The sequence below is a fragment of the Methylobacterium mesophilicum SR1.6/6 genome (genome assembly GCF_000364445.2).
Lineage (GTDB): Bacteria > Pseudomonadota > Alphaproteobacteria > Rhizobiales > Beijerinckiaceae > Methylobacterium > Methylobacterium mesophilicum_A.
Window position 1 is genome coordinate 4426375 of record NZ_CP043538.1, and the last position, 11735, is coordinate 4438109.

The 11735-nt window shown below is 72.0% G+C and carries 6 protein-coding genes; 1 reads left to right on the forward strand and 5 read right to left on the reverse strand.

Translation table 11 applies throughout. The features are described from left to right. Positions 1–151: 151 nt before the first annotated feature. The 5 genes from MMSR116_RS21150 to MMSR116_RS21170 form a co-directional block, all read right to left on the reverse strand. Positions 152–2236: a hypothetical protein gene (locus tag MMSR116_RS21150; protein ID WP_010687136.1), complete on the reverse strand. Its 2085-nt coding sequence runs from the start codon at positions 2234–2236 to the stop codon at positions 152–154. Between the two features lie 240 nt (positions 2237–2476). Beyond that, positions 2477–5296 (reverse strand): DUF4159 domain-containing protein, encoded by a 2820-nt coding sequence (locus MMSR116_RS21155; RefSeq protein WP_158169074.1) that lies wholly within the window; start codon positions 5294–5296, stop codon positions 2477–2479. Between the two features lie 7 nt (positions 5297–5303). Then, complete coding sequence (locus MMSR116_RS21160; protein ID WP_158169075.1) at positions 5304–6215, reverse strand: DUF58 domain-containing protein; 912 nt, start codon at positions 6213–6215, stop codon at positions 5304–5306. Positions 6216–6217: 2 nt separating this feature from the next. After that, positions 6218–7222 (reverse strand): AAA family ATPase, encoded by a 1005-nt coding sequence (locus MMSR116_RS21165; protein ID WP_158169076.1) that lies wholly within the window; start codon positions 7220–7222, stop codon positions 6218–6220. 400 nt (positions 7223–7622) lie between these two features. Further along, on the reverse strand, positions 7623–8171 hold the full coding sequence (locus MMSR116_RS21170; protein WP_091718756.1) for a formaldehyde-activating enzyme: 549 nt from the start codon (positions 8169–8171) through the stop codon (positions 7623–7625). Positions 8172–8589: 418 nt separating this feature from the next. On the opposite strand from MMSR116_RS21170, the gene MMSR116_RS21175 reads away from it, so the two are divergent. Beyond that, positions 8590–11727, forward strand: coding sequence for a rhamnan synthesis F family protein (locus tag MMSR116_RS21175; protein WP_158169077.1), 3138 nt, complete (start codon positions 8590–8592; stop codon positions 11725–11727). The last annotated feature ends 8 nt before the right edge of the window (positions 11728–11735 follow it).

Genomic DNA, 11735 nt, shown 5'->3' on the forward strand with positions numbered 1-11735 from the left:
GTTGGTTTGGGCCGCGCCGGGCGCGGATGGGCATCGAGGCTCATAGGCCGGGGAAGCCCAAGCCGTCGAGCGCGCAGGCGCACGGCGTGCCGAGGCGCAGGTCTTCCCTCCCCCGCCGAGAGGGGAGGGGGACACCGTTCGAAAAAACCCCTCACGCAGCCCGGCCCCGGCGGCCCTCCACCAGCCACATGGCCAGCACGGCGGCGGCGAGGGCGGCGAGTGCCGCGAGGCCCAGCGCCAGCGGGTAGACCTCGACGCCGCGGATGTTGGCGCTGTCGCTCGGCCGGAAGCCGATCCAGTCGCCGCCCGCGAGGCGCCCGCTGCGCACCGTGGCGAGGCGCGGTACCTGAACGGCGCCGCCGGTCTCGGCGACCCGCCGGACCGAGCCGCCCGAGGCCTCGGCCACCGCCTTCAGGTGCCCGGTATCGCTGAACACGTCGGCGAGTTCGCGGGGATTGGCCGGGCCGACGCTGACGAAGGCCACGAGGTTTCCCGAGCGCAGGGTGTGAAGCCCCAGCGTCTCGGCGTCGAAGGTGGCGGTGAACAGGCCGGGCTCACTGGGCTTCAGCGTCAGCGTCGTCACCTTGCCGGTGGGACCGGTGACGGTGACGGGATCGGCCTGATCCGCCATGGTCTGGCGCTCGACCCGGACCTCCCGGCCGCGGCCGGTGGTCTGGGCGCGCAGGGCCTCTTCCTCCAGGGCCGGCTCCTTCATCAGCCAGTGGCCGAGGCGGCGCAGCAGGTCGAGATAGGGGCCGCCCTCCTGGTAGCCCCGCGCCCAGAGCCAGGCGTGGTCCGACAGGAGCAGGGCGACGCGGCCCTTGTCCTCGCGCGAGAGCGCCAACAGCGGCAGCCCCTCGGCGCCCGACAGGATCGGCTGGATCCCGGCGCGGGTGCGCGCCTCGACGATCCGCAGCCAGTCGCCCCAGGCGGGCGGGTTCGCGTCCGATCCCGGCAGGGCGCGCGTGACCGGGTGGCGCTGCCCGGTCTGGGTCGGCGTCGCCTTGTAGGGCTTCTCAACCACCCGTCCGTCGGGATCGCCCGGCAGGATGCCGGCGAGCCGGGTGCGGGCGAGGCTCGCCGGGCCGGCGAATTCGGGGCCGGCCGCGATCAGCAGGGCGCCGCCCTCGCGGACGTAGCGGACGATGTTGTCGAAATAGGCCTGCGGCAGCACGCTCTGGTTGGCGTAGCGGTCGAAGATGATCAGGTCGAAGTCCTTAATCTTCTGGACGAACAGCTCGCGCGTCGGGAACGCGATCAGGGAGAGTTCGGAGATCGGCGTGCCGTCCTGCTTCTCCGGCGGGCGCAGGATGGTGAAGTGGACGAGGTCGACGTTGGCGTCGGACTTCAGCAGGTTGCGCCACGTCCGCTCGCCCTGGTGCGGCTCGCCCGAGACCAGCAGGACCCGCAGCTTCTCGCGGATGCCCTCGATCGGCAGGACCGCGCGATTGTTGACCGTGGTGAGCTCGCCCGGCAGCGGCTCGACCTCGATCTCGACGACGTTCGGGCCGCCGTGCTCGATCCGGGTGGTCAGCGAGAACGGCTTGTCGGTGGCCACGTCCCGCCGGCCGATCTCCTCGCCGTCGCGGCGGATCGTGACGACCGCGTGGCCGGTGCCGCCGCGCTCCATCACCTCGGCGCGGATCGTCAGGTCCTTGCCGACGATGCCGAAGCGGGGTGCCTCCAGCAGCTTGATCTGCCGGTCGCGCTCGTCCGGATGGCCGGTGACGAGGACGTGCAGCGGCGCCTTGATGCCGAGCTGGGCGAGCGAGGCCGGGATGTCGTGGACCACGCCATCGGTGAGCATCACGATGCCGGCGAGGCGCTCCGGCGGCACGTCGGCCAGCGCCTGGCCCAGCGCGGTGAAAAGCTTGGTGCCGTCGTCGCCGTCCTTGGCGTCGGGAACGTCGATGAAGCGCGGCTCGATGTTGGTCAGCGCCCCGAAGCGACGCTGCAACTCGGCGCGGACCGCGTCGGTCATCTGAGGCCGGTCGCCGAGCTGCTGGGAGCCGGACCGGTCGACCACGATGGCCGCCACATCCTTCACGGGCTCGCGATCCTCGCGCACGAGGGCCGGGTTGGTCAGCGCCGCCAGAACGAGCGCAAGGACGAGGACGCGCAGGAGTGCGGTCCGGCCCCGGGCCAGCACGGCGAACACCGCCAGGACCGCGACGATCACGCCGAGGACGGCGATGGCCGGCCAGGGGAGGAGGGGGGTGAAGCTGAGGCTCAGCATGGGGCGGAGCGCTCCGGATCCGTGATGCGGCGTCTCCCTCCCCCTCTGCGGGGGAGGGTGGGCCGGCCGTCAGGCCGGGTCGGGAGAGGGGAGCCTGGCTTCCGGACATGACGCGACCGTCAAGAAGGCCTTCGCTCAGTCCGGCACCGTCGCACCCCTCTCCCCCCCTGCTCCGCAGGGTACCCTCCCCCGCAGAGGGGGGAGGGGGAGCGGCGGCGCGTGTCGTGGCGTTCAAAAAAATCACTGCCCCAGCCGCTCCAGCAGCGCGGGCACGTGCACCTGATCCGCCTTGTAGTTGCCGGTCAGCGTGTACATCACGATGTTGACGCCGCCGCGGAATGCCATCTCGCGCTGGCGCTGGTCGCCGCCCACCACCGGGTAGAGCGGCTCGCCACGGCGGCCCACCGCCCAGGCGGCGGCGAGGTCGTTGCCGGTGATGATGATCGGGCTGACGCCGTCGCCGGCCCGGGCCGGTCGGCGCTCGGCGCCCTCGGCGGCCGGCGGCAGCGCCTCGACCCAGGTCTGGCCGGTGGCGTAGCGGCCGGGGAAGCTGTCCACGAGGTAGAACGCCTTGGTCAGCACGTGGTCCAGGGGCACCGGCTCCAGCTCCGGCACCTCCAGGGTCGCCAGCATCGTGCGCAGGTAGGCGGCCTCCGGCGAAGGCGGCCCGCCGGGTCGAGCGGTGAGGGCGTCACGGGTATCGAACAGGACGGTGCCGCCGTTGCGCATGAACGCGTCGATCTTGCGGATCGCGGTCTCGGAGGGCTGCGGCCGCGCGGGTGCGATCGGCCAGTAGATCAGCGGGTAGAAGGCCAATTCGTCCTTGGCCGGATCGATGCCGGCGGGCTCGCCGGGCTCCAGGGCGGTGCGCGACGACAGCATCTGAGTCAGGCCGGTCAGGCCGGTGCGGCTTGCCTCGTCGATGGCGGCATCGCCCGTGATCACGTAGGCGAGGCGCGTGACCAGCGCCGATTCGATGCCGTTCGGCCGGTTGGCTGGAGGCTCCTCGGCGCGAAGCGGTGACGCAGGCAGGCTGGCGAACAGGATCAAGCCCGCGAGTGCCAGGGCCGCCGGGCGCCCGCGCAGGCGGCCCACGAGCCCGCCGCGGCGCAGGAAGCCGCCGAGCCACAGGCCCGCCAGGGTGTCGAGGGCGAGCAGAAGCAGCGCCAGGGTGAACAGGCTCGGGCGCAGGTCCACGGTCTCGGCGCCGGCGAGCGAGCCGAACCGGGCGCCGTCGAGCGCCGCGGCGTCGAGGGGCTTCAACCGGTCGTCCGATTTCAGGGCATTCACGCTGATGCCTCCGTCCGGCGGGCCGTAGAAGCCCGGCGGATGGTCCGAGTTGGCCCGGTCGGCGTAGTCGGCCGCCACCGCGGTGGCCGAGGCCGGGGGCGAGCCGAGCGCCCCGAACCCGTCCAGGGTCACCCGCGGGGCGAGCACCGGGGCGGCGGCTCGCGGCGTCTCGCCCTGCACCGGGGCCGAGGCGCCGGCCAGCGCCACGACGCGCCGGAGCATGTCGATGAACAACCCGGAGAGCGGCAGGTTCGACCACGTCGTGTCGGCAGTGACGTGGAACAGCACGATCGTGCCCTGGCCGCGCTTCTGCGCGGTGACGATTGGGGTGCCGTCCTGCAGCGACGCCCAGGTCCGGTTCGGCAGGTCGCCGTCCGGTTCGGCCAGGATCTGGCGGCGGACGCCGATATCGGCCGGGGGCTTCAGCCCCGCGAACGGGCTCTCGGGCGGGAACGGCGCCAGCGTCTTCGGGCTGTCCCAGGAGAGCGTGCCGCCGAGCGTCCGGCCGCCCCGCCGCAGGCGGACCGGCACCAGCGGATCATTTCCGGCGGCGAGACGGGGCCCGGCGAAGCGCAGCAGCATCCCGCCCTCCTTCACGAAGGCCTCGATCCGGGCGGTGGTCTTCTCGTCCAGCGCGCCGACATCGGCGAGCACGAGGACCGAGACCTGATTGTCGAGGAGCTGGTTGATCGACTCCGCCGTGCCCTTGGCGCCCCTTGCCTCCTGCACGTCCGCGAAGGGCTGGAGCGCCCGCGACAGGTAGTAGGTCGGCGCCAGCAGCGGCTGGGCCTGATCGAGGGTGCCGCCGAAGACGAGGCCGACCCGGCGCCGCTTGCCGCGCTCGTCCTGCAGCACCACGGCGCCGGCCGAGCGCTCGCCCGCGATCTCCAGGCGGCTGATGCTGTTGCGCAATTCCACGGGCATCTCGAAGGTCTCGTCCGCCTCCGTGGCGTCTGCCGCGAAGGCGAAGTCGCGCTCGGCCAGCGGCAGGCCCTTCTGGTCGAGCGCCCGGATGACGCCGACGTTGCGCCCGTTCGGAGCCGCCCGCAGGGCATGGGTGACGAGCTTGCCGGCATTCTCGGTGGCGGTGAGGGCCAGCGCGGGCGGGCTCTCGGCGCGCAGCACCGTGAGCGCGGCGCCCTTGTCGCCGACGAGGTCGGCGAGGCCCTTCGCGAAGCGATCGTCGTTGGCGCCGGCGACCCCGTCGCTGATCCAGACGAGGCCGGCACCCCGGTTCTTGTCGAGGAAGGTCTCGATCGACCCGAGATGGGCGTCGCGCGCCGGCAGGATCGGGCGCGGCGCGATGGCGCGCAGGCGCTCCAGGGCGGCGGCGGGCGTCTTCGCCTCGAAGGCCGCGGGGGCGTCGGCAAGACCGATCACCGCTACCGGCCGGCCGTCGCGGGCCGCACCCTCGACGGCGTCGGTGGCGACCCGCACCCGGTCGCGCCAGTCGTGGGCGGCCGGGAAGCCGTTGTCGAGCAGCACGAGGAGAGCGCTGCGCCCGCCGCCGGCCCCGACGCCCCCGGCGTTCCACACGGGACCCGCCACGGCCAGGATCAGGGCGGCGGCGATCAGCAGCCGCAGGATCAGCAGCCAGGGCGGCGTGCGCGCGGGTGTCTGCCGCTGCGGGATCAGGTCGGCCACGAGTTTGAGCGGCGGGAAGTTGATCCGCCGCGGGCGCGGCGGGGTCACCCGCAGCAGGAGCCACAGGGCCGGCAGGCCGATCAGGGCGGCGAGCGCCAGCGGCGCGGCGAAGGTCAGACCCAGCATGGCGGCCTCACTCCGTGCCGCGGGCGGCGATCAGCGTGGCGAGCCGCAGGGCCGCCTCGCTCGCCGGCCGGTCCGTGCGGTGGATCGTGAGCGTCCAGCCCTGGCCGCGGGCGATGGACGCCAGCGCGCCGCGGTGCTCGGCGATCCGGGCGCGGTAGCGGGCGCCCCAGGCATCGGCGTCGCCGATGTCGAGACTGAGGTTGCCTTCGAGATCGTGCAGCACGGCCTGCCCGGTGAACGGGAAGGTCTCCTCGATCGGATCGACGATCATCAGCAGGTGGCCGCGGCTGCCGCGGCCGGCGAGGCTCTGCACGGAGGCGGCGATCCGGTCCGGCTCGGCGAGGAAATCGCCGATCAGCACCACCTCGTCGAACCGGGCCGGGCTCGCCCGCGGCGGCAGATCCTGCGCGAGGCCCGCCTTGTCGGCGACGAGGGCCTGCGCGAGCCGCTCGACGATGCCGCGGGAGGCCGTCGCGCGGGTGAGGCCGAGCAGGCCGACCCGCTCGCCGCCCTCCACGAAGGCATCGGCCAGGGCGAGCCCGAGGATCAGCGCGCGCTCGATCTTGGGCGCCGAGGCCAGATCGGATGAGAAGCCCATGGAGGCCGAGCGGTCGATCCAGAGCCAGATGTTGTGGGCCGCCTCCCATTCACGCTCGCGCACGTAGAGCCGGTCGTCCCGGGCCGAGCGGCGCCAGTCCACGCGCGCCGCGGCCTCGCCGGTGACGAAGGGGCGGAACTGCCAGAAACTCTCGCCCGGCCCGGCCCGACGCCGGCCGTGGAGGCCGTGGGCCAGCAGGCTCGACACGCGCCGCGCCTCCAGGACGAGGCGGGGCATCTTGTCGGAGAGGGCGGTCGCGCCCTCGCTCTCGCGCCGGCCGGGGGTGCGCCTGCCCGAGTCGAGGGCGTGGGTTCCAACCAAAGTCAGATCTTCTCTGCGAGCTTGGCGATCAGGCCCTCGATGGTCTCGCCGTCGGCGCGGGCGGTATAGCTCAGCGCCATGCGGTGCTTGAGTACCGGCTCGGCCAGCGCCTTCACGTCGGCCACGGAGGGCGCGACCCGGCCCTCGATCAGCGCCCGGGCGCGGGCGGCGAGCGTCAGCGCCTGGCTGGCGCGGGGGCCGGGGCCCCAGAGGAGCTTGTCCTTCACGATCGCGTCGCCGCCGTCGGGCCGGGCGGCGCGCACGAGGTCGAGGATCGCCTCGACCACGGCCTCGCCCACCGGCAGCCGGCGCACGAGGCGCTGGGCGGTGAGCAGCTGCTCGGTGGTCATCACCGCGCGCGGCCGCGCCTCCTCGACCCCTGTGGTCTCGATCAGGATCCGGCGCTCGGCGGCGCGGTCGGGATAGCCGACGTCGATTTCCAGGAGGAAGCGGTCGAGCTGGGCCTCGGGCAGGGGATAGGTGCCCTCCTGCTCGATCGGGTTCTGGGTCGCCAGCACGTGGAACGGGCGCGGCAGGTCGTGGCGGGCGCCGGCCACCGAGACGTGGCCCTCCTGCATGGCCTGGAGCAGGGCCGACTGCGTGCGCGGGCTCGCGCGGTTGATCTCGTCGGCCATCAGGAGCTGGGTGAAGACCGGCCCCTGCACGAACCGGAACGCCCGGCGGCGCTCGGCATCCTCCTCCAGGATCTCGGTGCCGAGGATGTCGGAGGGCATCAGGTCCGGGGTGAACTGCACGCGGCGCGCGTCGAGGCCCAGCACCGTGCCCAGCGTCTCCACGAGCTTGGTCTTGGCGAGGCCCGGCAGGCCGACCAGCAGGCCGTGGCCGCCCGACAGGATCGTCACGAGGGCGAGATCGACGACCTTCTCCTGCCCGAAGATCACCCCGTGGATCGCCTCGCGCGCCGCGCCGACGGCGGCGAGGCAGCTCTCCGCGGTCGCCACGATGCCGTCATCGAGGGTCGTGGCCGGGTTGATCCCCTGCGTCATGCCGCTGTCCATCTCCTGCCCGGGGTTGGAGACCCCGTCGGTCATCCCCCGAGTGTGGGGCTTATGACACGTGGCTGGCAAGGTCGGGATCGCCGCACGCCGATCTGCGGTCCTGAACGGTCCGTGTGCCGCCCCGCTCGGATCCCCAAAAACGGATCAACGTTCTTGCGAGCGGAGCGAAGCAATCCAGACGGTGCGACGAAGGCTGATATCGCGCTTCCCTGGGTCACTTCGCTTCGCTCGTGATGACGGAGCCATCACGTCGTTCACGGGCTTCGACTGAAAGCCGTCCGACCCCCAATCCCGCCCCGCTCCCGAATGGGCGCGGAGGTGCGCACCGGGGCCGCAAGCGCGCGTCGCGTCTTACGACAGGATCAGGGGTCGGTTCGGGCAATCCGGATCAGATCTTACCTTCGAGACCCATCGTGTAGTACTTGTGTACGATCTTGTCCTGGTTCTCCAGGAGCCAGTCGATCGAGGGCTCGTTGGTCATGGCCTTGCGGATCGCCTCGGTCATGCCCTTCCGCTGGATCTCGAAGAGCGCCTTGTGGTCGACCGTCTCGGCCTGGATCACGCCGGGGCTCAGCCAGACCGAGCAGATGATGCCGAGGTCGTTGGCCTTCTCCTTCGGGATGTAGCCCGCCCGCACGGCGTCGAGCACGCCGTTGGCGATGGCGAACTGCACCGTACCCATCAGGATCGACGTGTACTTGCTCTCGGTCACGCTGACCTTCGACACGCACAGCGTGACCGGGCGGACCATGATGTCGGTGTTGAGCAGGGCGAAGACGCGGCTGTGGCCGACCACCTGGTCGCCCGTGAGCGTCGCCAGCGCCGTCCCGACCGGCCCGTCGAGCTCGCCGATGATGACCTCGGGCTCGGAGGCCGTGTTGGGCGGCCCGCCCGCCACGAGCGCCTCGCCGGCGCGGAGGATGATGCGTTCACTCATGAGGGTCGTCTCCATAGCTTGCGGCAGGTGAAACTGTGTCGTGGTCCGCGCCCGTGGTACCGGCGGGACCGGGGCGTCGCGCCCGATCTGCACTCCGGCAGCTCCCCGGGGATGGACCGGGCCGCCCGTCGTCCGGGCGCCCGCCACCGCGCCTCGTAGACGAACGGGACGGCCGTCGGACAGGCGGTCCGCAGATTTCGCGACGGCGGATCAACCGGGCGCCGCCGAGCATCGCTGCGCCGCCTCATTCCTCCGCCGGTGCGGCCCGGCTCTTGGCGTCGGCGACCCGGACCATTAGGAAGGCGCCCAAGCCGGGACGGTTCCACCCGCGACCCGTCGGCCGGCCGAACCCCCTGATGTCTCTCGCGGATCGCGGCGTGGGCAGCTTTGCGGGCTTCCCGCGTATCCGGACCAAGCCATGCGCCTTCGAGATGTGTTCGTCGCCGGATCGTCGGACAAAGCCGGTCTCGCCGGGGCGGCGCAATCCCTCGCGCGCCCGCTGACCCGGCGGCTCAAGCGCCGCCGTCGCACGGAGCCGCGGCAGGCCGATCTCATCCGGGCGGTCAAGGAATCGGGCCTGTTCGATCCGGCCTGGTACGCGCGGCGCTATCCCGACGTGGTCGGGGAGGGCCTCGATCCGGCCCTCCACTACGCGGTCCATGGCGGTCGCGAGGGGCGCTGGCCGCATCCGCTGTTCCACGGCGACCTCTACCTCGATTCCGTGCCCGGGCTGCGCGCCGAGGGCATCAACCCGCTGCTCCACTATGTCGACCGCGGTGCCGCCGCGGGGGTCCGCCCGAACCCGCTGTTCGATCCGGACTGGTACGCGGCGCGCTATCTCGGCGGCGCTGAGCACCGGGACCGGGCGTTCTTCCATTTCCTGGCCCAGGCCGACACCGACCCGTCGGCACTCTTCGACACGGCCTGGTACCTGTCCCGCTACCCGGATGCCCGCGCGGCCGGCGTCAACGCCCTCAGTCACTTCTACGAGACCGGCCGGAAGCAGGGCTATCTGCGCAACCCGGAGGAGTTCGCCGGCCTGTCGCGCCACGTCGACCTCATCCGCCGGTCGGGCCTGTTCGACGCCGCGTTCTACCGGAGCCGCTGCCCGGAGGCCGAGACCAGCGGGCTCGAGCCGCTGGAGCACTACGTGATGGCCGGCGGCTACCGCCGCTACGCACCCCATCCGCTGTTCGACCCCGACTGGTACGCCGCGCAATCCGCCGCGGTCCGGGCCGACAGCCTCAACCCGCTCGTTCACTACCTGGAGCACGGCGCCGAAGAGGGCCTCGATCCGGGGCCGTGGTTCGACACCCGCTGGTACACCAAGACGTATCTCGCCGACGACGCGGCGGTCGCGCCGAACCCGCTGGCGCACTTCCTGGCGGATGGCGGGCGCGCCACCAGCCCGTCGCCGCGCTTCGACGCGCCCTGGTATCTCGCCCGCTACCCCAAGGTCGCCGCGCTGGGCCTCAACCCGCTGGTCGACTACGTCACCGCCGGCCTGGAGGCGGGCCGCCTGACCCGCCGCGTCCCCGGTGCCGCGGTGCCGGAAGCCTCCGACGCCCGCCTCTCCTGCCTGAAGCGGACGGCCCGCCGGCACGGCCGCACGGCCCTGTTCATCACCCACTGCCCCGAGGGCCGGATCCGCGGCCATGTCGAGCCCTACCTGAGGGCGCTTGCGGAGAACGGGGCCGACATCGTCCTCATCATTGCGGCCGACCAGCACAAGAACGCGGTGCCGCAGGCGATCCTGGATCTCTGCGCGTCCGTCTACCTGCGCGAGAACAGCGGCTTCGACTTCGCCGCCTGGGCGCATGTCCTCCTGGAGGACACCGACCTCCTCGATTCCGAGACGCTCTACCTCGCCAACGACAGCCTCGTCGGTCCCCTCGACCGCGACGACTTTTCCGGCCTGCTCGCCAAGATCGACGCGTTTCCCGAGGCGGTGATCGGGCTCGCCGACAACTTCTACTACAGTCACCATCTGCAGAGCTTCTTCCTGGCCCTGAAGCGGCGGTGCCTGTCGTCCTACGCCTTCAGCGGGTTCCTCCAGTCGGTGGCGAACTGGCCGGACAAGAATGCGGTGATCACCGAGTACGAACTGACATTCTCGGGACGGATGCGGGCGGCCGGCCTCGGGATGCGCAGCCTGTTCTCGGCGCAGAACAAGCACATGTCGCTGGTCAACGACCCGCGCAACAACCGCACCCTGTTCGACTGGGAGAACATGCTCAGCCAGGGCTTCCCGTTCGTGAAGCGCTCCCTGCTCGGCGAGCATGCCGCGATCGGCGGGGAGGCGGTGCGCGAGGCGATCGCCGAGCGCGGCTTCGACATGTCCCGCCTCGACGTCACCTACACGTATCCGGGCGACAGGATCTGGGCGGACCTGCGCGCTCCGCAGGCGCCGGAGCGGCCGCTGCGCGTCGCCTACGTCTCGCCGATGAACTACGCCAACGGCCTCGGTGTCGCCGCCCGCAGCTACGCCCGCGCCCTCCACCGGGCACCCGTCGCGCTGAACATCCACCCGATGGAGCGGCCGTTCCACGTCCACGCCCGGGTGGCGCCGTCCTGGCAGGCCCGGACCTTCTCGGGCCCGGCGGACGTCGCCCTGGTGCATTTCAACGGCGACAGCTGGCACTCGCTGATGAGCGAGCATCAGCAGGCCATCGCCGCGCAGGCCCGGTTGAAGATCGGGCTGTTCGTCTGGGAGACGTCCCACGTGCCCGGCGGCTGGCTCCCCACCGTCGACGGCCTCGACGCGATCTGGGCGCCCACCGAGTTCTGTGCGGCGATCTTCCGGCAGATCACCGACATCCCGGTCGACGTCGTGCCCTACGTGGTCGAGAACGAGGTGGGCGAACCCGTGAGCGCCGCCGCGAAGGCCAACCTGCGCAAGGCCTTCGCGATCGACCCGTCCAGGCGGGTGATCCTCTACGCCTTCGACGGTTCGAGCTACCTCGCCCGCAAGAACCCGCACGCGCTGATCCGGGCGTTCCGAACCGCCGGCCTGGGGCAGTCCGGCTGGCAGCTTGTGCTCAAGACCAAGCACGTCTTCGACTTGCCCGAGGAGGGCAAGAAACTCCTCGACCTCGTGGGCACGTCGGGCGACGTGGTGGTGATCGACCAGCCGCTCTCGCAGAACGAGCTCGGCGCCCTCTTCGACCTCTGCGCGGTCTACGCCTCGTCGCACTCGTCGGAAGGCTTCGGCCTGACGATCGCCGAGGCGATGGAGATGGGTAAGGTCGTGGTCGCCACCGATTACGGCGGCTGCCGCGATTTCCTCGACGCGACCTGCGGCTTCCCCGTGAAGGCCGAGGTCACCGCCCTCGACCGGACCTACGGCCCGTACCTCCGCGGCGCAGAATGGGGGCAGGTGGACGAGGACGACCTGGCTCGTGCCCTGAAGGACGCGGCCCGGGCGGTGACGGGCGGCGATGCGGCCCGGATCGGTGCCGCGGCCCGGGCGCGCATCCGCGAGCGCCTGTCCATCGGCGCGGTGGCATCGGCCATGGAGGCGAGCCTGACGCGTCTCCTCGCCGCCGAACGATCCTGACGCCCCGG